The sequence below is a fragment of the Herminiimonas sp. genome (assembly GCF_030655415.1).
Genome location: NZ_JAURVN010000018.1, coordinates 185008 through 205467 on the forward strand (window position 1 = coordinate 185008; position 20460 = coordinate 205467).

20 protein-coding genes and 1 tRNA gene are annotated in these 20460 nt (G+C 51.3%); 7 read left to right on the top strand and 14 right to left on the bottom strand.

Annotated elements, in window-relative coordinates:
• The first annotated feature begins 16 nt into the window (after positions 1 to 16).
• The 4 genes from Q7T66_RS17030 to gloA all read left to right on the top strand — a co-directional run bounded on the left by Q7T66_RS17030 (position 17) and on the right by gloA (position 3791).
• On the top strand, positions 17 to 1435 hold the full coding sequence (locus Q7T66_RS17030) for a peptidylprolyl isomerase (RefSeq protein ID WP_304934297.1): 1419 nt from the start codon (positions 17 to 19) through the stop codon (positions 1433 to 1435).
• A 24-nt stretch (positions 1436 to 1459) separates the two neighbouring features.
• Positions 1460 to 2494 (top strand): 4-hydroxythreonine-4-phosphate dehydrogenase PdxA, encoded by a 1035-nt coding sequence (gene pdxA, locus Q7T66_RS17035; RefSeq protein WP_304934298.1) that lies wholly within the window; start codon positions 1460 to 1462, stop codon positions 2492 to 2494.
• Between the two features lie 39 nt (positions 2495 to 2533).
• Positions 2534 to 3301, top strand: a complete 768-nt coding sequence (rsmA, locus tag Q7T66_RS17040; protein WP_304934299.1) for a 16S rRNA (adenine(1518)-N(6)/adenine(1519)-N(6))-dimethyltransferase RsmA — start codon at positions 2534 to 2536, stop codon at positions 3299 to 3301.
• Between the two features lie 88 nt (positions 3302 to 3389).
• Positions 3390 to 3791: a lactoylglutathione lyase gene (gene gloA / locus Q7T66_RS17045; protein WP_304934300.1), complete on the top strand. Its 402-nt coding sequence runs from the start codon at positions 3390 to 3392 to the stop codon at positions 3789 to 3791.
• A gap of 100 nt (positions 3792 to 3891) precedes the next feature.
• Here gloA and Q7T66_RS17050 read toward each other — a convergent pair whose 3' ends face one another.
• From Q7T66_RS17050 to Q7T66_RS17100, 11 genes are all read right to left on the bottom strand, one after another.
• Positions 3892 to 4794, bottom strand: a complete 903-nt coding sequence (locus Q7T66_RS17050; protein ID WP_304934301.1) for a M48 family metallopeptidase — start codon at positions 4792 to 4794, stop codon at positions 3892 to 3894.
• Positions 4795 to 4809: 15 nt separating this feature from the next.
• Positions 4810 to 5565, bottom strand: coding sequence for a 1-acyl-sn-glycerol-3-phosphate acyltransferase (locus tag Q7T66_RS17055; protein WP_304934302.1), 756 nt, complete (start codon positions 5563 to 5565; stop codon positions 4810 to 4812).
• A gap of 56 nt (positions 5566 to 5621) precedes the next feature.
• Positions 5622 to 6206 carry a D-glycero-beta-D-manno-heptose 1,7-bisphosphate 7-phosphatase gene (gene gmhB, locus Q7T66_RS17060; protein ID WP_304934303.1) on the bottom strand — a complete coding sequence of 195 codons (585 nt, stop codon included), beginning with the start codon at positions 6204 to 6206 and terminating at the stop codon, positions 5622 to 5624.
• Positions 6207 to 6218: 12 nt separating this feature from the next.
• A complete protein-coding gene (glyS, locus tag Q7T66_RS17065) occupies positions 6219 to 8321 on the bottom strand; it encodes a glycine--tRNA ligase subunit beta (protein WP_304934373.1) in 2103 nt (700 codons plus the stop codon).
• A 20-nt stretch (positions 8322 to 8341) separates the two neighbouring features.
• Positions 8342 to 9259 carry a glycine--tRNA ligase subunit alpha gene (glyQ, locus tag Q7T66_RS17070; RefSeq protein WP_304934304.1) on the bottom strand — a complete coding sequence of 306 codons (918 nt, stop codon included), beginning with the start codon at positions 9257 to 9259 and terminating at the stop codon, positions 8342 to 8344.
• A gap of 71 nt (positions 9260 to 9330) precedes the next feature.
• Positions 9331 to 10881 carry an apolipoprotein N-acyltransferase gene (lnt, locus tag Q7T66_RS17075; protein ID WP_304934305.1) on the bottom strand — a complete coding sequence of 517 codons (1551 nt, stop codon included), beginning with the start codon at positions 10879 to 10881 and terminating at the stop codon, positions 9331 to 9333.
• A gap of 51 nt (positions 10882 to 10932) precedes the next feature.
• On the bottom strand, positions 10933 to 11823 hold the full coding sequence (locus tag Q7T66_RS17080; protein ID WP_304934306.1) for an HlyC/CorC family transporter: 891 nt from the start codon (positions 11821 to 11823) through the stop codon (positions 10933 to 10935).
• Positions 11824 to 11951: 128 nt separating this feature from the next.
• The gene (gene ybeY / locus Q7T66_RS17085) at positions 11952 to 12422 is read right to left on the bottom strand and encodes an rRNA maturation RNase YbeY (protein WP_304934307.1); all 471 of its coding nucleotides are present in this window, start codon (positions 12420 to 12422) and stop codon (positions 11952 to 11954) included.
• Positions 12409 to 13473, bottom strand: a complete 1065-nt coding sequence (locus Q7T66_RS17090) for a PhoH family protein (protein ID WP_304934308.1) — start codon at positions 13471 to 13473, stop codon at positions 12409 to 12411. Before Q7T66_RS17090 ends, ybeY begins: the two co-directional genes overlap by 14 nt.
• Before the next feature lie 39 nt (positions 13474 to 13512).
• Complete coding sequence (miaB, locus tag Q7T66_RS17095; RefSeq protein ID WP_304934309.1) at positions 13513 to 14865, bottom strand: tRNA (N6-isopentenyl adenosine(37)-C2)-methylthiotransferase MiaB; 1353 nt, start codon at positions 14863 to 14865, stop codon at positions 13513 to 13515.
• A gap of 65 nt (positions 14866 to 14930) precedes the next feature.
• On the bottom strand, positions 14931 to 15179 hold the full coding sequence (locus Q7T66_RS17100) for a hypothetical protein (protein ID WP_304934310.1): 249 nt from the start codon (positions 15177 to 15179) through the stop codon (positions 14931 to 14933).
• Between the two features lie 419 nt (positions 15180 to 15598).
• Here Q7T66_RS17100 and Q7T66_RS17105 point away from each other — a divergent pair, with 419 nt between their 5' ends.
• A complete protein-coding gene (locus Q7T66_RS17105; RefSeq protein WP_304934311.1) occupies positions 15599 to 16117 on the top strand; it encodes a Dps family protein in 519 nt (172 codons plus the stop codon).
• Positions 16118 to 16279: 162 nt separating this feature from the next.
• Positions 16280 to 16453 (top strand): hypothetical protein, encoded by a 174-nt coding sequence (locus Q7T66_RS17110; protein ID WP_304934312.1) that lies wholly within the window; start codon positions 16280 to 16282, stop codon positions 16451 to 16453.
• Positions 16454 to 16542: 89 nt separating this feature from the next.
• Here the strand turns inward: Q7T66_RS17110 and Q7T66_RS17115 are convergent.
• The 3 genes from Q7T66_RS17115 to mutL all read right to left on the bottom strand — a co-directional run bounded on the left by Q7T66_RS17115 (position 16543) and on the right by mutL (position 19645).
• Positions 16543 to 16619: transfer RNA gene (locus Q7T66_RS17115), tRNA-Met, on the bottom strand.
• Between the two features lie 176 nt (positions 16620 to 16795).
• On the bottom strand, positions 16796 to 17746 hold the full coding sequence (miaA, locus tag Q7T66_RS17120; protein ID WP_304934313.1) for a tRNA (adenosine(37)-N6)-dimethylallyltransferase MiaA: 951 nt from the start codon (positions 17744 to 17746) through the stop codon (positions 16796 to 16798).
• Between the two features lie 60 nt (positions 17747 to 17806).
• Positions 17807 to 19645: a DNA mismatch repair endonuclease MutL gene (gene mutL, locus Q7T66_RS17125; protein ID WP_304934314.1), complete on the bottom strand. Its 1839-nt coding sequence runs from the start codon at positions 19643 to 19645 to the stop codon at positions 17807 to 17809.
• A 132-nt stretch (positions 19646 to 19777) separates the two neighbouring features.
• Between mutL and Q7T66_RS17130 the strand changes: the two genes are divergently transcribed.
• Complete coding sequence (locus Q7T66_RS17130; RefSeq protein ID WP_304934315.1) at positions 19778 to 20431, top strand: VTT domain-containing protein; 654 nt, start codon at positions 19778 to 19780, stop codon at positions 20429 to 20431.
• Positions 20432 to 20460: the final 29 nt, after the last annotated feature.

Sequence of the window (20460 nt, forward strand, 5' to 3'; positions counted from 1 at the left end):
TTTGTACGTAAAAATCATGAATATTTTTTCTTCTTTATTTACCAATCAAAGTCCAGTTCGATATGCCAAGAGCGGATTGATTTTATTCAGTCTGGCTTGCGGTTTGATGACAACGGCTATTGCGCAAAACATGGCGCCAGCTAATGCATCCACTCCTGCTGTGCAACCCCGCTTGTCAGACGCGATTCTGGTGGTAGTGAATAACGAAGTGATCACGCGCTATGAATTTCTAGAGCGCTTGAAAGTCATCGAGACCCGTCTGAAAAGTCAAGGTGGTCAAATGCCGCCGATTCAGCAATTGCAGCGTCAATTGTTGGAGCGGATGATCGTTGAACGCGCGCAATTACAGCAGGCTAAAGAGTCGGGTATCAAAGTGGATGATGCATCGCTGGATCGCGCTGTTGCACGTATTGCCGAGCAAAACAAATTAACGATGCCTGAGTTTCGCCAACGGCTGGAACAAGATGGCATGGTGTACTCACAATTCCGTAGCGAGATTCGCAACGAGATGATCTTGCAGCGTTTGCGTGAGCGCGAAGTCGATAACAAAATCCAGATATCCGATGCTGAAATAGATGCCTACATGGGCGCGCAAGAGGGTTCTGCTACCGCTGCGGCACCACAGGAATACAACATCGGACAAATCCTGATTCGCGTTCCTGAAAACGCATCGCCACAGCAGCTTGCAGAAAGCAAACGGCGTGCTGAAGAAGTTATCGCTCAATTGAATGCGGGTGGCGACTTCGCAAAACTGGCGGCGGCATATTCTGATGGTACAGATGGCCTGACTGGTGGCGAGATCGGCTGGCGTACTCAGGATCGTTTGCCGCAATTGTTTATCGATGCAGTGGGCAATTTACAGCAAGGACAGGTCGCTCCTTTGGTCAAAAGCGGCAATGGTTTTCATGTGTTGAAACTGTTGGGCAAGCGTACACAAAGTGTGATGCGTGCTGGTGCTGCTCCTAGTAATACAGCGGCCGCTGCAACCGTCAAACAAACGCATGCGAGCCACATTCTGATCAAGGTGAATCAAGTCGTTACCGAAGCGGACGCACGTCGCAAACTCACCGAGCTGAAACAGCGTCTCGACAATAAAGCAGCAACGTTTGAAGAGCTGGCGCGTTTGTATTCAAATGATTTTTCGGCATCAAAAGGCGGCGACCTCGGCTGGATTTATCCTGGCGATACCGTTCCTGAGTTTGAGCGCGCAATGGATGCATTGCCTATTGGTCAAGTCAGCGAACCGATTCAATCGCCGTTTGGCTATCATTTGATTTTGGTCAAAGAACGCAAAGCTGATGATGTTTCGCAAGAGCGCCAACGCGCGGTTGCACGTCAAGCTATTCGCGAACAGAAACAAGAAGAGGCAACGCAAGATTGGTTGCGCCAGGTGCGTGATCGTGCTTACGTTGAATATCGTACGGAAGAAAAATAATGTCTGCCAAGGTTTGCACGCACTGTGAGTAAGCGACCAACAATTGCGATTACGTGTGGTGAACCGGCAGGTATTGGTCCGGAGATTTCAATTCGTGCCGCGTGGGAATTACGTGCGGATGTAAAAAGCGTATTGATAGGCGATGCAGCGTTTTTATCCATGATCGCTGCGTCGATTAATCCAGATATTCATTTATCGGCATTGTCTTTGCAGGCAGTGCGCAACAGTGGCTTGCCTTCGTTTCCGCGCGATCAAATTGCAGTAATCGATTGCCCGCTCGCGGCGCACGTAGTGCCCGGCGAGCTGGATGTGCGCAATGGACGTTATGTGCTGCAGACGCTGGACATTGCAATTGGTGGCGCAGTGCAAGGCTGGTTCGATGCGATCGTCACTGCGCCGCTGCAAAAAAGTACGATCAACGATGCCGGCGTACCTTTCACTGGTCATACCGAATACCTCGCCGATAAAACTAGCACCAAACAAGTTGTGATGATGCTCGCGACCAATGCGACGCCACAGCCTTTGCGCGTCGCGCTGGCAACGACACATCTGGCATTGAAAGATGTTGCGGCCGCGATTACGTTTGCAAGTCTGTCTGACATCATCGATATCGTGTATGCAGATTTGCAGAAAAAATTCGGCATCGTCAAGCCTCGTATATTGGTTACCGGCCTCAATCCGCATGCAGGCGAAGGCGGCTATCTGGGACGAGAAGAAATTGACGTGATCACGCCTGCGTTACAAGCAGCGCAGATCAAGGGCTACGATGTGAGCGGCCCTTATCCGGCTGACACCTTGTTTCAACAAAAATTATTGGCCAATGCCGATTGCGTACTCGCGATGTATCACGATCAAGGCTTGCCGGTATTGAAATACGCGAGCTTCGGTCTGGGCGTGAATATCACCTTGGGCTTGCCGATCATTCGCACCTCGGTCGATCACGGCACTGCGCTCGATCTGGCGGCCGCAGGCCTTGGGCTAGCTGATCATGGCAGCATGCTGGAAGCGATACGCGTTGCTGCACAAATGGCCGCAGCGTCCACCGCTTCTACCAAATAAATAAACCGCTGATTCACTTCAGCTAGAACCATACAATCAATGAAACATATCCCGCGTAAACGCTTCGGCCAGAATTTTTTGACCGACGATGGTGTTCTAAATAACATCATCCTGGCGATCAATCCGCAACCGCAGGACACGATGGTCGAGATCGGCCCTGGTCTCGCTGCAATGACGCGCTTGCTACTGCAAGGTGTGGAACAAATGCATGTCGTGGAACTGGATAGAGATCTGGTCGAGCGTTTGAAAAAAACCTTCGATCCAAAAAAACTCATCATCCATTCTGCAGATGCACTGCAATTTGATTTCTCCAGTATTCCAGTACCTATCGGTAGCAAGTTGCGTGTGGTCGGCAATCTGCCGTACAACATTTCCAGCCCTTTATTGTTTCACCTTGCCGAGATAGCACCGTACGTTCAAGACCAACACTTCATGCTGCAAAAAGAAGTGGTGGAACGCATGGTGGCAGAACCAGGTAGCAAGACTTATGGACGGCTGTCAGTGATGCTGCAATGGCGATACAAAATGGAGTTGATGTTCATCGTGCCGCCGACTGCTTTCGATCCGCCACCGCGCGTGGAGTCAGCAATTGTGCGCATGATTCCGCTCGAGCATCCCTTGCATTGCGATCAGGAAAAGTTGGAACAAGTCGTGCTGAAAGCATTTTCGCAACGTCGCAAAGTGATACGCAATTGTCTGGCTGGGATGTTCACTGAAAATGATTTGATCGAAGTTGGCATCGATCCGCAACTGCGCGCTGAAACCATTCCACTCGCACAGTACGTTGCACTGGCGAATCGTCTGTAGGCGAATTTAGCAAGACCATGCTGTCGGCAAGAAATACGCGATCAGCATAAAATATACGCTTCATTCAATTCGTATTGCGGAGATCTTCATGCGCATTCTTCACACCATGCTTCGCGTCGGCGACTTGCAGCGGTCCATCGATTTTTATACCAAGATACTCGGCATGAAAGTGCTGCGTCAGACCGAAAATCCTGAGTACAAATACACGCTCGCGTTTCTAGGCTACGGCAGCAATCCGGATCACGCTGAACTGGAACTGACTTATAACTACGGCGAGCACAGTTATGACATGGGCACGGCTTATGGCCATATCGCCATTTCAGTCGACGATGCTTACAAGGCATGTGCCGATGTGAAAGCATCTGGTGGCAATGTCACGCGTGAAGCGGGGCCGGTCAAAGGCGGCACGACAGTGATCGCTTTCGTTACTGATCCAGACGGCTACAAAATCGAGTTCATTGAGCGTAAAGACGACGAGCCGCCGCACTAAGATACTGAGGTCGCGCAAATGCCTTCAGTACTAGCTAAAAGTCTGGTGTAAATCACGATTTGAAGTAATGCTTGAAGCGATGCTGCGATGCCAGCATCGTTCAAAAGATAGGCAGCGTCTCCGGCGCATGATCGCGCAAGGCTTTTTTCGCTGCTGCAAATTCAGGAAATACTGATTGCACCGTAGCCCAGAATTGCGGGCTGTGATTCATCTCGCGCAAATGCGACAGCTCATGCGCAATCACATAGTCAATCAATGGCAATGCAAAGTGAATCAGGCGCCAGTTCAATCGAATCTTTCCATCTGCTGTACATGAGCCCCACTGCGTCATCGCCGATGACAATGCGAACGACTGATAACTGACACCAAGTTTCTCAGCGTAGATGGGCAGGCGTTCAGCAAAGATGCGTTTGGCTTCCAGTTGTAGCCAGCCTTGCACGCGATCTTTCAATTGCTGTTCTGCTGCATCAGACGGCAGGCAGACGGTCAATTCCTTGGTCGCTGCGTCATACAAAATGCCGGCGCTCTGCGTCGCGAGTATGCGCAAGGTGATTTCATTGCCGAGATAGGGCAAGGTGCCGCCATCACGCCATTCCATTTGCGGTTGCAAGCGTCGTGCAGAACGTTCACGTCGCTCGTTCAGTTTGGTAAAAATCCAGCGCTGCTTTTCGCAAATTGCATTTTCAATTTCGGTCAGCGTTACCCACTTAGGCGCAGTGATGCGCAAGCCATCGTCATCTATCATGAAGCCGATAGAGCGACGCTTCGAACGTACCAATGTGTAATCGAGAGTATGTTCGCCTACATGCACGCGACGCTTGCCATTCGGCACTGGCTTCGCAACGTCGTTGCTAGGCAGTGCACTTAAAGGCAAGGATGACCCTGGCGAATGCTTGGGGGCAGGATGATCTATTTTCGGTTGTGATGAAAAATCGGACGAAAAGAAATCAAGCTGCAGCGCAAGCTGTTGCGGATCAGGCGATGTGTGACGAAGCAGCTTCAAGGATATGCAGTTCCGTTAAGGTTTTTGCGATGACTCAGCGCGATAGTCATCGGGTGAAATCACACGCATTTCTGATTCTATCCAATTTTCGACTTGCTGCATCAAATCAACGGCATTCAATCCTTCTGGTGAAATTGGTTTGCCGATAGATACGGTCACCAATCCCGGATGCTTGAGGAAGGAATTTTTTGGCCAGCATTTGCCTGGATTCAAAGCGATAGGCACGACGACGGTATTGGTTTCCACCGCCAATCTTGCACCGCCCCCTTTGTAGCGACCGCTTTGACCGACTGGGATGCGTGTACCTTCAGGGAACATGATGATCCATTGACCATCCGCCAGACGTCTTCTGCCTTGCACTACGACTTGGGCAAATGCATCCTTGCCGCTGCTGCGATCGATAGGAATCATGCGCAACAAACCAAGCGCCCAGCCGAAAAACGGAACGTAGAGCAGTGACTTCTTGAAGACGAATACCAAAGGCCGCGACATTTTGCACAACAGAAAAATGGTTTCCCAGGCTGACTGATGTTTCGATAACAAAATCACAGGTTGATCTGGCAGATTTTCGTAGCCCTTGATCTCATAGCGAATGCCGCACAGAACTTTTGCCAGCCAGATGATGAAGACGTTCCAGCGCGAGGTAATGAAATACCGTTTGTTATACGACAGTGGCGCTGCCAGAAAACATACGGGTGCCCAAATCAAGGTGACGACCAGCATGATCAATGCAAACAACAGCGAACGCAAAAACAAAATGGCACGTGACATTACAACTCCAGATTAAGTGCAAGACTAAAGGTAGCTATTTGGATGAAGCTATTTAATTAAACAGCGTAATTGAGCGCGGGCGCTTTTAATAAATGATCAACGACGGCGGCAAGATTGGGATAACTGGTAGTGCCTGGTGGCAGCCCACCTTTTGCCAATGTTTTTTCGCCTTTGCCGGTGAGTACTAGATAAGGTGCGCAACCGACCACAAAGCCCGCCTGCAGATCACGTAATGAATCACCGATCATAGGCAAGCCGCGCAAGCTGACATCGAAGCGCTTGGCGATCGTATGCAACATGCCAGGCTGTGGCTTGCGGCAATCGCAACTATCGTCGGCTGAATGCGGGCAAAAGAATACGGCATCAATTTCTGCGCCTACCGATTGCGCTGCTGCATGCATTTTTTGATGAATTGCATTCAGCGCCATGATGTTGAACATGCCGCGCGCGATACCGGACTGATTGGTCGCGACCACCACCCGATAGTCAGCTTGATTCAAACGAGCAATCGCCTCCAGCGAACCGGGAATCGGAATCCATTCATCAGGTGTTTTGATGAAGGTATCCGAGTCTTGATTGATCACGCCATCACGATCAAGAATAATCAGCTTCGTCGCTTCGGGTTTCGGAATGGATGGCATGACGGTCCTTGATTAGCTCGCCAACCTGGACAGGTCGGCCACTTGGTTCATCGCTTGATGCAAGGTAGCCAGCAAGCCCAGACGATTATTGCGTAGCGCCGGATCTTCAGCATTCACCATCACGCCGTCAAAAAATGCATCGACCGACGTTTTCAATGCCGCCAACGCTTGCAGAGACGCGCTGTAATCGCCGCGTGCAAATGCTGCATCGGCTTGCGGTTTGACGTTGTTCAATGTTTGATTCAAAGCGATTTCGGCGGCTTCTTGCAGCAGCGCTGTATTAACTTTCGCTGCTACTTCACCTTCAACTTTTTTCAGAATATTGCCGACGCGTTTGTTGGCAGCGGCCAGTGCAGGTGCTTCCGGCAATGCAGCGAATACGCGTACCGCTGCAAGGCGACTCGCGATATCAGCCAGACGTTGCGGTTGCAAGGCGAGTACTGCATCGATTTCCTGTGCGCTATAACCTTGTTCGCGCAATGCATTGGCAAGACGATCAAAGATAAATGTCAGCAAAGCGGTGCGATGTTCAGCGCTGAGTCCATTGAACGGTTTTTCTGCAGCGGTGATCAATTCATTGATACCGATATCGAGTTTGCCTTCGATCAGCATGCGAATCACACCAAGCGCATGACGACGCAAGGCAAATGGATCTTTGTCGCCGGTTGGAATTTGTCCGATGCTGAACAAGCCAACCAGGGTTTCCAATTTGTCTGCCAACGCGACCACCATGCCGACCGAATTACGCGGCAATGTGTCGCCGGCAAAGCGTGGTTTGTAGTGATCTTCAATTGCATCGGCTACGTCTGCGGGCAAACCATCATGCAGCGCGTAGTAGCGGCCCATGATGCCTTGCAATTCAGGGAATTCGCCGACCATGTCGGTCAGCAAATCGGCTTTAGCCAATTGTGCTGCGACGTCTGCTTGTTGTGGATCTATGCCGAGCTTGGTGGCGATGGCTTGCGCAATCGCACGCACACGCGCAATGCGTTCGCCTTGTGTGCCAAGCTTGTTGTGATAAACGACTTTATCCAGACCGACAACGCGCGACGCTAAAGTTTTTTTGCGATCTTGATCGAAGAAGAATTTTGCATCGGCCAAGCGCGGACGTACAACACGTTCATTGCCGCCTATGACTGTGCTCGGATCAGCGGGACGAATGTTGGATACGATCAAAAATTTGTTGCTCAAATTGCCTTTGCTATCGAGCAAAGGAAAGTATTTTTGATTCGCCTTCATCGTCAGGATTAAACATTCCTGTGGTACTTCCAGGAAGGTTTCTTCGAACTGGCCTATCAAGACATTCGGACGCTCGACCAGACCGGTGACTTCATCGAGCAAGTCTTCATCTTGAATCGGTGTCAGATTGCTGCCCGCTTCACTCGCGGCAGCAGCGAGTTGGCGCACGATTTCTGCACGGCGTTCTGCGAAACTGGCGATGACTGCGCCTTCAGTGACGAGTTGTTTTGCGTAGCTGTCTGCATCACGGATATACAGCGGATCGAGACCGGCTTCGAAGCGATGGCCGCGCGTGATGTTGCCCGCACTCAGACCCAGCACAGAAAGCGGTACGACGTCAGCGCCATACAACGCGACCAGACCGTGCGCAGGGCGCACGAAGTTGACCGTGTTCCAGCCGTCGGCCAATTGATAGCCCATGACTTTAGGAATAGGCAACTTGCCCAGGGTGTCATCCATGGCTTTTTGCAAACCGTCAGGCAAGGTAACGCCGGTGACGATGCTGTTGAAAAATAGTACTTCGGCTTTGCCATCAGATTCGCGTTTCAAGTCTGCGACTGCAGATTCATTCGCGCCTAATGCGGCCAGTTTTTTCAACAGTGCTGGTGTTGCTGCGCCATCCGCGGTCAAGCCTACGCTTGCAGGCATTAGTTTTTGCATGACTTGCTTGTCATCTGCTTGCACTTTTACTTGCGTCAGATGCACACCTAGTCGGCGTGGTGATGCGAAGTGCGTCAATACGCTATCGTTGGAAAGCAAGCCTTGTGCTTTCAACGATGCTTGCAGATTTTGTGCGAAAGCCTCGCCGATTTTTTTCAGTGCCTTAGGTGGCAATTCTTCGACGAAGAGTTCAACTAATAAATTTTTGGTGTCCACGCTTGTGGTTACATTGTTACTCATACTGTTTCTTTTTCGATTTGTGCCAGCACTTCGGCGGCGTGTTCAGGCTTGGCCATAGGAAAGCCGAGGCGGGCGCGGCTGTCAAAATAGCTCTTGGCGACGCTGCGCGCCAGATTGCGTATGCGGCCGATATAGGCAGCACGCTCAGTGACAGAAATCGCACCGCGCGCATCAAGCAAATTGAACGTGTGGGCAGCCTTCAACACTTGCTCGTAAGCCGGCAATGCCAATTTATTTTCGATTAGATTGAGCGCCTGCTTTTCATGCGCTGTGAAAGCGACGAACAGGAAATCGGCATCGCTATGCTCGAAGTTGTAAGTCGATTGCTCGATCTCGTTTTGCTTGTAGACGTCGCCGTAAGACAAACCTTCTGTCCACTTCAAATCGTAGACATTGTCGACGCCTTGCAAATACATCGCGAGGCGTTCCAGACCGTAAGTGATTTCGCCGGTAATCGGTTTGCAGTTGATACCGCCGACTTGCTGGAAGTAAGTGAACTGCGTGACTTCCATACCGTTCAACCAAACTTCCCAGCCCAGGCCCCATGCGCCCAAGGTTGGATTTTCCCAATCGTCTTCGACGAAGCGAATATCGTTTTGCTTCAAGTCGAAACCCAATGCTTCCAGCGAGCCCAGATACAGTTCAAGAATATTCGCCGGTGCCGGTTTCAACACCACCTGAAATTGGTAGTAGTGCTGCAAGCGATTCGGGTTCTCGCCATAGCGGCCATCTTTTGGGCGACGCGATGGCTGTACGTAGGCGGCTTTCCAAGGTTCAGGACCAATGGCGCGCAGGAAGGTTGCGGTGTGTGAAGTGCCAGCGCCGACTTCCATATCGTAGGGCTGTAGCAGTGCGCAACCTTGCGCATCCCAGTACTTTTGCAGCGTGAGAATGATTTGTTGAAATGTGAGCATCTTGTTTGAATTTTTGCATTACCCGAGACGGGTAAGGGCAGGTTTGCCGAAACCCCAGATTTTACCGGGTTTTAGGGGTGATTAGGGTTTCTGCGCGTGAGATACCAAGCGGCGATCAGTAGCGCAAAAGCCAGCAATACGATGAATGCATTGCCGAGAAAAACATACGGCGTGATGCCGCTGTAACCTTGCGCCGATGAGGTCAATACGCCGCGCTCGAAGGGCTTGAGTTGCGCGACGATTTTGCCGCTTGGATCTATCACCGCGGTAGTGCCGGTATTCGTCGAGCGCAGCATGGTGCGGCCGGTTTCGATGGCGCGCATTTGCGATATCTGCAAATGCTGCGGCAAGGCGATGGAATCGCCGAACCACGCGATGTTGGAAACGTTCAGCAGCATGGTCGCCACTGGCTTGCCGGCGGCATCGGCGGCACGCAATTGGCCGGCGATTTCTTCCCCGAATAAATCTTCATAACAAATATTCGGCAAGACTGATTGATCCTTAACTGCGAATGGCGCTTGCAATGCTGCACCGCGCGTAAAGTCACCCAGCGGGATATGCATCATGTCGACAAACCAGCGGAAGCCAAACGGAACGAATTCGCCGAACGGTACCAGATGATGTTTGTCGTAGCGATACAGTTTTGGCGGTGTGCGGCTAGCGCTGGTAGGCGCAATGCCGATCACGCTATTCGCATATTGCTGCGGGCCGTCACTGACTGCGATACCGATAGCCAGATGACTGTTGGTTGCGGTTGCGAACTCTGCCAGACGCGGCAAATAATCTGTCGGCAATTGATGCGCTAAAAGCGGTAAGGCGGTTTCCGGCGTGGCGATCAAATCGGCCGGTGCCGCGCGCATCATGTCTTCATACAGAGTGAGCGTTACATCTGTTTGCTCATCATCAAACTTGATTTCTTGCGGCACATTGCCTTGCAACAAACGCACAGAAATGGGCTCGCCTTGTGGCTTGGTCCAGTGGATGGATTTCAAACCAACACCGCTGGCAAGTATGACAACGAGCAAGATAATTGAAGATTTTTTCGCGGGGATTAAAACCATGCAAGCGGCCAACACTGCGGCCAGCCAACCCAAGCCGTACACGCCTATCAGCGGCGCGTAGCCGGCGAGCGGACTTGCTGTGTGTGCGTAACCCGATGCAACCCATGGAAATCCCGTTAGCACCCAGCCGCGCAACCATTCGGACAACATCCATAAAGCCGGAAAAACCAGCAACAGCAAGATAGTGCGGGATGCTTTTAGTCGCTGTTGAAACCACGCGCCAACCCCAGTTGCTGCCGCGAAAAACGCACCCAATAACATCGCCAGTAATGCCACCGCCAAAGCAGCCATCGCAGCTGGCATGCCGCCGTATTGATGCATGCTGATGTATAGCCAATACACGCCGCAGGCCGACCAGCCGAAACCGTAGGCCCAGCCTGTGAAGACTGCGGATTTGATGGACGGCGCTTGTAATATCAAATGAAATAGCAACGCGAGCGTAAAGATTTGCAGCGGCCACCAGCCAAGCGGCGCGAATGCAAAAACATTCAGCGCACCGGCGCACAAGGCAATCAAACTTGCCTGTGCTGGAGTAAAACGAAAAGAGAAAAGTGCGCTCACGTGCGTGAGCAAAGAATGGTGACGCGGAAAAATGCCAATCGCGTCACGATGTTAGCTATCAAGCGCTTGGTCACCAGCGACCGCTGGTAGTTTTTCCACCAGCAAGACATGGATCTGGCGTGCATCGGCGCGCAACACTTCAAAGCGCAGATTGTCGATGTCGACGATTTCACCTTTGTGCGGCATGCGTGCCAGATGATCGGTGACAAAACCACCCAACGTATCGACGTCCTCGTTGAAGAGTTCTGTATCCAGTTCTTCATTGAATTGTGTGATTTCAGTCAGCGCCTTGACACGCCAACGCGGGCCGTGTTCACCTGCCTTGATGGCGAGGATGTTGTCTTCTTCTTCATCGAAATCGTATTCATCTTCGATGTCGCCGACGATTTGTTCCAGCACGTCTTCGATGGTGATCAAGCCCGCCACACCGCCATATTCATCGACGACGAGCGCCATATGATTGTGTTTGGCGCGGAACTCGCTGAGCAATACGTTCAGGCGTTTTGATTCTGGGATGAAGACGGCGCTACGCAACATTTGACGCACGTCGAAAGATTCTTCAGCGTAGTAGCGCAGCAAATCCTTGGCCATCAAAATGCCGACTACATTGTCGCGTTCGCCTTCGACTGCAGGGAAACGCGAGTGCGCCGTTTCCAGCACCATAGGCATCCATTCCGCGATAGGTCTGCTGATGTCGACCACATCCATTTGTGAGCGCGGCACCATGATGTCGCGCGCTGACAATTCGGAAACCTGAAACACACCTTCGATCATGGCCAATGCATCGGCATCGATTAAATTGCGTTCATGGGCGTCCTGCAGGATGGTCAGCAACTCGTCGCGGCTGTCCGGTTCGGGCGCGATCAGTGCGGTCAGGCGTTCGAATAGAGAGCGATGCGGTTTGGCATCACTGGATTTATCTTGGGGGGGAATGTCTTGCATAAGGCGAAAAGCCGTTGCTGGTGGTGGTTTCAACAGGGGTCAGGATACAACAAATATTCAAAATTCCAAAAATCTAGGCACTGATAGACTAGCTTTTACTTTTGTCGCTTGACTCGATGCTCACAAAATCAAGATTCGATATAAGGATTGGGAAAGCCGAGTGTTGCCAGCATTTCAATTTCCATGCTTTCCATTTCTTCGGCTTCTTCATCCGATTCGTGGTCATACCCTTGCGCGTGCAAGACGCCGTGGATCACCAGATGCGCGGCATGAAACTCCAGCGATTTATTCTGTTCTGCGGCTTCGCGCTGCAAGACGTCGGTGCACAGAATGATGTCAGCTTGCGTCGCTTCATTCTCGTCGAAGCTGTCGTCTTCGCCTTCGTTATAAGCGAAGGTCAGTACATTCGTTGCGTAATCCTTGCCGCGAAAATTGCGGTTCAAGGTCTTGCCCTCGTCGGCGTCGACGAAGCGCAAAGTGATTTGCGCTGGGGCTAACAGTGCTGCCTTAACCCAGCGGCGCAACAGCGGGCGAGTAAGGACTTCCTGCACACGCGGGTCGGGATATTGGACAGATAGAGAAAGTTTATTTTGCTGCATTTTTATTAGCTGTTTTAGTAGCTTTTTTGGCGAGTGCAGGTTTCTTCGGTTGCTTGGCTTCATCGTAGGCATCGACGATGCGCGCAACCAATGGGTGACGCACGACGTCGGCGCTGCTGAAACGGGTGAAAGCCAATCCGCGGACTTCACCCAAGACATCGATTGCTTCGACTAAACCGCTCTTCTGATTTTGCTGCAAATCGATTTGCGTGATGTCGCCGGTGATGACGGCTTTGCTGCCGAAACCGATACGCGTCAAAAACATTTTCATTTGTTCTGGCGTGGTGTTTTGCGCTTCATCCAGAATCACAAAAGCGTGGTTCAAAGTGCGACCACGCATATAGGCCAGAGGGGCAATTTCGATCGCTTGTTTTTCAAACATTTTTTGCGTGCGGTCATAACCGAGCAAGTCATACAGCGCGTCATAAAGAGGGCGCAAATATGGATCGATTTTTTGCGATAGGTCGCCAGGTAAAAAGCCCAAACGCTCGCCAGCCTCTACTGCAGGGCGCGTCAGGATAATGCGTTTGACTGCATCACGCTCCAGCGCATCGACCGCACACGCTACTGCCAGATAGGTTTTGCCGGTGCCAGCGGGACCGACACCAAACGTGATGTCGTGGTCCATGATGGCCTTCAGATACTGCAACTGATGCGGCGTGCGGCCGCGCAAATCGTGGCGACGGGTTTTTAAAACTGGCGCATCGGTAATGGATTCGACGGCTTTCTTTTTTGTCGTTTTCTTTGCGTTTGGCAGGATGAGTTCTGGCTCAGCCAACGCAGCGCGTTGTTCAACCAATGCGAGTTGCACTTCTTCCAGCGGCACGACTTTATCTGCCTGCTGATAAAACTGATCGAGGATTTCGACTGCGCGTGCGCCGTTGCCACCGCTGACAATGAATTTTTCGCCGCGACGAAAAATCGTGACATCCAGTGCCGCAGAAATTTGTCGCAGGTTTTCATCCATAGGGCCGCACAGATGCGCGAGGCGTTTGTTATCCAGCGGCTCGGGGACGAAGTACAAAGGTTGAACGACAGTTTTTGTTTTCAATTTTGGCTGAGTAAGTTTTATGTGATGTGAATACGAAGATTATTGCTTGACGATGATTTCGCCGCGCAGTGTGTAAGCGAACGATTGCGTAATGTTGACGTCGATCATCTGGCCTATAAGAATATTGCCTTGTGGCCCTGAATCAAAATTTACCACGCGATTATTTTCGGTACGACCTTGCAACTCATTCTCATCTTTTTTGGATGGGCCTTCTACCAATATGCGTTGTACGGTGCCGACCATCTCGTTGCTGTAACGACGCGTGTTTTGATCGATCACCGCTTGCAATTTTTGCAGACGTTCGAGTTTGACTTCATGCGGCGTGTCGTCTTCCAGGTTTGCCGCAGGCGTACCTGGACGCGGGCTGAAAATAAAGCTGTAGCTGTTGTCGTAATCAACGTCATTGATCAACTTCATCATCGCTTCAAAATCAGCATCGGTTTCGCCAGGGAAGCCAACGATGAAATCGGAAGAGATCGAAATGTTCGGCCGTACTTCGCGCAAGCGACGCAAAATCGATTTGTATTCGAGAGAGGTGTAGCCGCGCTTCATTGCTGCCAGGATGCGATCCGAGCCGTGTTGCGCGGGCAGGTATAAATGATCAACTAGCTTAGGCACTTTTGCGTAAGCATCGATCAGACGTTGCGTAAATTCTTTTGGATGGCTGGTGACGAAGCGGATGCGCTCTATGCCTTCCATCTCTCCAATATATTCAAGTAGCAAGGCGAAGTCGGCGATCTCGCCATCGGCTGCGTCACGACTCATCTTGCCGCGATAGGCATTAACGTTTTGGCCCAGCAGCGTGATTTCTTTCACGCCTTGTGCTTCTAGGCCTGCGACTTCTGCCAGCACGTCGTCAAAGTTGCGCGAGACTTCTTCACCGCGAGTGTAGGGCACGACGCAGTAGCTGCAATATTTGCTGCAACCTTCCATGATCGAAACAAACGCACTTGCGCCATCAACCTTGGCAGGTGGCATATGATCGAATTTTTCAATCTCGGGGAAACTGATATCAACTTGCGAGCGACCGGTAGCGCGGCGCTGTTTCAACATTTCGGGCAAACGATGCAGGGTTTGCGGACCGAATACCAGATCAACGTAAGGTGCGCGCTTGACGATCGCATCACCCTCTTGCGACGCGACGCAACCGCCGACGCCTATCATCAGATCGGGTTTGAGTAACTTTAATTCACGCAAACGGCCGAGGTCAGAAAAAACTTTTTCCTGCGCTTTTTCACGCACCGAACAGGTGTTAAGCAGAATGACATCTGCATCTTCTGGCGTATCTGTTTTGATCAAACCATCGGACGCATTGAGGACGTCAGCCATCTTGTCCGAGTCGTACTCGTTCATCTGGCAACCGAAGGTTTTGATGTAGATCTTTTTTTGCATTTCTTGCTTAACTTTTGCTTAATTTTTACGTGATTAATCTATTGAAACTTCGGCGCAGGTGCAGATCACCGAGCGGGCAATATGGTCGGTGGCACAACAGGCTTAGGTGGCGCTTGTTTTGCCTCTTCCGCAGTCAATATCCACACGCGATCTATTTCACCGCTTGTAATCTCGGTGTAGTTCACAGGTATTTTGCTACCGCGTAAAGCCGCTGGCATGTCTATCGTGTTGTTCTGATTCCAAATGCGTGCGCCAGCTGTCATGGTGCGTGTTTTTTCATCAATAATGATCGTCGGCGAAGCGGCCGGCGTCATGAGACCACGCTTTACTGTAGGCGGAAAGGGCCTATCGAATGCTTGTGCAGACATTGCAGCGACAGCAAAAACGCAAGCAACTAAAAAGCGTTGTGTCCACATAGTGAATTCCATTCTGTGCAAGAGATAGACGATCAGGATGACAGTTGAAGATGCGAGTGATTGTTACGTTTTCGTGTACGAATGAACATGTCCCCTCGCGGTCAAATACGCATGAATAATTTACTGCTGAAAAAACTGTAATGCGTCGACCTGTGCCGACTGAAAATCATATGATTTTTTGCAGCGCCATCATAACATGCCGGGCATTTCACCTTTACCGGTAAAACATGTTTGATCTAGTCGTCATGTTTGTTTGGCATTGCACATGATGCAAGAATTAGCGGTAACATTACTGTTCAACTTTTTAGGGGATCTACATGGCAACGAAAAAACCTCAAGCAGTAGCGAAAAAGCCGCAGTTAGTGGCGAAAATCGACATTGGCATTTCGGAAAAAGACCGTGCCAAGATCGCGCAAGGCCTGTCAGGTCTGCTGGCCGATAGTTACACGCTGTATCTGATGACACACAATTTCCACTGGAACGTCAAAGGACCGATGTTCACCAGCCTGCACACCATGTTCATGGCGCAATACACCGAGCAATGGAATGCGCTGGATCTGATTGCAGAACGTATCCGCGCATTGGGCTACCCAGCGCCAGGTACCTACAAGGAATTCGTCAAACTGGCTTCCATCAAGGAAATCGACGGCGTGCCAAAAGCGATGGATATGGTCAGTCATCTGGTCAATGCGCATGAAGCGACTGCTCGCACAGCGCGCGCGCTGTTTGACACAGTGGACAAGGCTAGCGATGAGCCAACCGCAGATCTGTTGACGCAACGTCTGGACGTGCATGAAAAAACCGCATGGATGTTGCGTAGCTTGCTGGAAGAATAATCCGCGCAGTAAAAGAATTAAAAGTACCTCTTATGTTTCCCAACGCACGGAGCAAGCTTCACTAGTATGTTCAGATGATGCTGAGATGCAAGAATCGATAATTTGATTCTGTATCAATTCTGATTCGTTCAGGTTTGCTGTGTTGGACCCATGGAGGTACTTATGTCTTTTGTAATCTATTTAATAGGTTTTGCCATTTTCCTTGGCGGTGTGGCATGGGCATTGATTACCGCTGGCGTAGCGATTTTATATGTGGCGATCGCTTCGGTTATTTTGCTCGGCATTGGGATTCTGACAGGTGTCTCTCGCACGCGTGGCAAGGATCCTTCTTCCTGATTTTCGGTTATGGCGGCGTGATCGTCAGCCAACAAAAAACCCGCATCAGCCTAGGCTAATGCGGGTTTTGTACTTCTCCAGCTTGTTTTTGGTGGTGATAGGTGGATTTGAACCACCGACCCCAGCATTATGAGTGCTGTGCTCTAACCAACTGAGCTATATCACCAAACAGCCGAAAATTATGACGTTTTCGGCAGCCTAAGTCAATATGAAATTGCGGGGAAGGGTAATTTATCGGTTTAAATCATCCGGTTTTTTACCCGTTTCAGCATTCAAAATCATTGCGAAAGTTGCAATGGCTTGGCCGTTTCGGTGTGAAGCAGCTTCAATCGTTGAATGGATCTATGACCGATTTACGCAGGCAATTTTGTGCAAAATGCTGTTTGCCGCATCAGGCGCAAGACAGTCGATGACGTGCCGATCCGGCATGCTGCGTAGCCAAGTCAGTTGCCTTTTGGCGAGTTGGCGGGTGGCGACTATGCCTTTTTCGCGCAATTCTGCCAAGCCGTAGTCGCCGTCCAGATATTCCCAACTTTGGCGATAGCCTACGCAACGCATGGATGGCAAGCCGAGATGCAGGTCGCCGCGTGCGCGTAGTGCTTTGACTTCATTGATCAAGCCGCCGTCATGCAGCATGGCGTCGAAACGCGTGGCGATGCGCGCATGCAGAACGCTGCGATCCGATGGTTCCAGCGCAATCGGCAGCAGGTCGAAAGGCAGTTCGCTTTTCGGTGCTTGCGCCAATAGTTCCGACATAGGTCTGCCAGTGAGGGCGATGATTTCCAATGCGCGTTGTATGCGCTGCGAGTCGTTTGGTTTCAAACGCGCAAAAGTAGCGGGATCAAGCTTTTCCAGTTTCGCATGCATGGCTGGCGAGCCTATCAACGCGGCTTCTGCATCCAGTGCTGCGCGCAGTGCGGCATCGGCTTGCGGCAAAACGTCTAGTCCATCTTTCAAACCTTTGAAATACAGCATGGTGCCGCCTACCAGCAAAGGCAACTTGCCGCGCGCAATAATTTCTGCGGATAGACGCAGCGTATCTTCGCGGAACTGCATCACCGAATATGATTCCAGCGGATCGAGTATGTCGATCAAGTGATGCGGCACGCGTGCACGTTCATCATCGGTGGGCTTGGCCGTGCCGATATTCATCTCACGATAAACCAATGCGGAATCGACAGAAATAATTTCGGATGGAATTTGTTCTGCGATCGCCAGTGCGGCGGCAGTTTTGCCGGACGCCGTTGGCCCCATGATGGAAACCACAAGTGGTTTTGGAATAGCGGCCGTCATGCGTTTGTAGCTTGCAGAAAAAGCGGGATGAAGACGAGTGCTGTCACGTATCTAGTCACTTCAGCGACCGCGCTCAAATAATTTATCCAGATCCGACAAGCCGAGTTGTACCCAGGTTGGACGACCGTGATTGCATTGGTCTGCGCGTTCGGTTGCTTCCATCTGGCGCAGCAGCGCATTCATTTCCGGTACGGTCAAAGTGCGGTTGGCGCGCACTGCGGTATGGCAAGCCAGCGTGCCCAGCAACTCATTACGTCGTTCCAGCAGCACGCGCGAAGCGCCGTACTCGCGCACGTCGCGTAATACATCGCGCGCCAGACTTTGTGCATCGGCATTTTTCAACAGCGCAGGCACGGCACGCACGGCGAGTGTCGTCGGTGACAAGGCGGCGATATCGAAACCTAGCGACTGCAAAATTTCTTTGCTGTCTTCGGCTGTACCGACTTCTACGCCATCGGCGTAAAAGGTGACCGGGATCAGCAGCGGTTGCACTTGCATTGCATTGTCGTCTAGCGCATTTTTCAGCTGTTCGTAAAGTATGCGTTCGTGCGCTGCATGCATATCGACCAGCACCAAACCCTTGGTGTTTTGCGCGAGGATAAAAATCCCATGTAGTTGAGCAAGTGCAAACCCAAGAGGGAATTCATCATCCGACATCGCTTGCGCGTTGATGCTATTTGCGGTTTGCAACAAGGGCTCATCGCTGTTGCTGTCGTTGGATGCCGGTCCGTTGGCAAACAGCGCGCCATAGTTGGCAGCCGTTTGCGCAACCCCGTATGCGGAATTGAATTGTGGCGCGAAGGTAGTTTGCTGTTGCTCGCGCAACCATGGCAATGCACTCGACGGTGCCGGTGTTGGTGACGGTACGGCGCCGAACGCGGTAGCTGAGGTTTGTGCCAAGGCCCGGCTGACTGCATGAAATACAAACTGATGCACGGCGCGACTATCGCGGAAGCGGACTTCAATTTTGGATGGATGCACATTCACATCGACCAAGGCGGGGTCGAGATCCAGACTGATCACATACGATGGATAACGATCACCATGCAGCACATCTTGATAAGCCGAGCGCACCGCATGCATCAACAATTTGTCGCGCACGAAACGACCATTCACATAAAAGTACTGTGCATCGCCACGCGCCTTGGAAGCGGTCGGCAAACCGATGAAGCCATGCAAATGCAAAGGTCCCGCGTTTTCTTCCAGCGGCAAACGCGCGCCTGAAAATTCATTGCCCAGAATGTGTGCGCTACGTTTGGCGATATCGTTGATCGCCCAATGATCGATGGTCTTGCCGTTATGTGTCAGCGAAAACGAAACATCTGGCCGCGATAGCGCGATACGGCGCACGACTTCTGCGCAATGACCGAATTCAGTTTGTTCTGTCTTTAAAAACTTGCGACGCGCCGGCGTGTTGAAATACAAATCAAGTACATCGACGGTTGTGCCGGGTGCGCCCGAGGATGGTGCGACGGTACTTTGTTGATCCAGATTTTGTACGCCTGTGATTTCCCACGCGTGCGCAGCATCGACAGTGCGTGAGGTCAGTGTCAGTTGCGAAACCGACGCAATGGATGCCAATGCCTCACCACGAAAACCCAGCGTCGCGACATTTTCCAACTCGGTCAGCGAATTGATTTTCGACGTTGCGTGTCGCGCCAAAGCCAAAGGTAATTGTTCAGGGGCGATACCGCGGCCGTTGTCGGTGATGGCGATGCGTTTGACGCCGCCTTGTTCCAAGCGCACGCTGATTTGTGTGGCGCCGGCATCAAGTGCGTTTTCCAGCAACTCTTTAACGACAGCAGATGGACGTTCGACTACCTCGCCGGCGGCGATTTGCGAAATGAGTTGGTCGGATAGTGGCTGTATAGCCCGAGCTGGTTGAACTGGTGCGTGCATCTGCAGATTATAACGTCGCCAGCTTGCAAGCGGCAGTGAACCGATCAGCGAACTAGTGGTCAGTTTGCATGAGCGGCGAGCACGATTGCAGATGTGCAGTGGTGTATCATGCTGCCGCCACCAAGGAGAATTATGGATTTCATGCAGTTTTTCGACATGATTTTGCATGTCGACAAGTATCTCGGTACCTTTATCGCGCAATACGGCGCACTGATTTATCTGGTTCTGTTTGCGATTATCTTTTGTGAAACAGGTTTGGTGATCTTCCCATTCTTGCCAGGTGACACCTTGCTTTTCATCGCTGGCGCATTTTGCGCATCGGGCGCAATGAACCTATGGTTGCTGCTGGGTTTGCTGATCGCAGCGGGGATACTCGGCAATACCGTGAATTACTGGATAGGGCGGCGCATAGGGGAAAAAGTATTTACCCATGACTATCGTTGGCTTGATCGCGATGCCTTGCGAAAAACGCATGCTTTCTATGAAAAGCACGGCGGCATCATGTTGGTCCTGGCGCGCTTTCTGCCTATCGTGCGCACCTTCGCACCTTTCGTGGCTGGTATTTCGACGATGACTTTCGTGCGCTTTCAGTTCTTCAATATCACCGGAGCGATTTTGTGGGTGGGCTTGTTGGTGGTGGGCGGCTATCTGTTTGGCAATATCCCTATTATTCGGGATCACTTGAATACCATCGTGTTGATTGGTGTGGGCGCAGCAGCGGTGCCGGTGGTGCTGGGCGCTTTGTGGAAAATCTCCCAACGTTTCAGAAAACCAAAAATGCCGTAACAAGATTAAAGATTAGGTTCATAAAAAAC

What these genes read in the sequence shown, in the direction of transcription:
- Q7T66_RS17030 (WP_304934297.1), top strand. Translation starts at nt 17, where the DNA reads ATGAATATTTTTTCTTCTTTATTTACCAATCAAAGTCCAGTTCGATAT.
- rsmA (WP_304934299.1), top strand. Translation starts at nt 2,534, where the DNA reads ATGAAACATATCCCGCGTAAACGCTTCGGCCAGAATTTTTTGACCGAC.
- gloA (WP_304934300.1), top strand. Translation starts at nt 3,390, where the DNA reads ATGCGCATTCTTCACACCATGCTTCGCGTCGGCGACTTGCAGCGGTCC.
- Q7T66_RS17055 (WP_304934302.1), bottom strand. Translation starts at nt 5,565, where the DNA reads ATGTCACGTGCCATTTTGTTTTTGCGTTCGCTGTTGTTTGCATTGATC.
- gmhB (WP_304934303.1), bottom strand. Translation starts at nt 6,206, where the DNA reads ATGCCATCCATTCCGAAACCCGAAGCGACGAAGCTGATTATTCTTGAT.
- glyQ (WP_304934304.1), bottom strand. Translation starts at nt 9,259, where the DNA reads ATGCTCACATTTCAACAAATCATTCTCACGCTGCAAAAGTACTGGGAT.
- Q7T66_RS17080 (WP_304934306.1), bottom strand. Translation starts at nt 11,823, where the DNA reads ATGCAAGACATTCCCCCCCAAGATAAATCCAGTGATGCCAAACCGCAT.
- ybeY (WP_304934307.1), bottom strand. Translation starts at nt 12,422, where the DNA reads ATGCAGCAAAATAAACTTTCTCTATCTGTCCAATATCCCGACCCGCGT.
- miaB (WP_304934309.1), bottom strand. Translation starts at nt 14,865, where the DNA reads ATGCAAAAAAAGATCTACATCAAAACCTTCGGTTGCCAGATGAACGAG.
- Q7T66_RS17100 (WP_304934310.1), bottom strand. Translation starts at nt 15,179, where the DNA reads ATGACGCCGGCCGCTTCGCCGACGATCATTATTGATGAAAAAACACGC.
- Q7T66_RS17105 (WP_304934311.1), top strand. Translation starts at nt 15,599, where the DNA reads ATGGCAACGAAAAAACCTCAAGCAGTAGCGAAAAAGCCGCAGTTAGTG.
- Q7T66_RS17110 (WP_304934312.1), top strand. Translation starts at nt 16,280, where the DNA reads ATGTCTTTTGTAATCTATTTAATAGGTTTTGCCATTTTCCTTGGCGGT.
- miaA (WP_304934313.1), bottom strand. Translation starts at nt 17,746, where the DNA reads ATGACGGCCGCTATTCCAAAACCACTTGTGGTTTCCATCATGGGGCCA.
- mutL (WP_304934314.1), bottom strand. Translation starts at nt 19,645, where the DNA reads ATGCACGCACCAGTTCAACCAGCTCGGGCTATACAGCCACTATCCGAC.
- Q7T66_RS17130 (WP_304934315.1), top strand. Translation starts at nt 19,778, where the DNA reads ATGGATTTCATGCAGTTTTTCGACATGATTTTGCATGTCGACAAGTAT.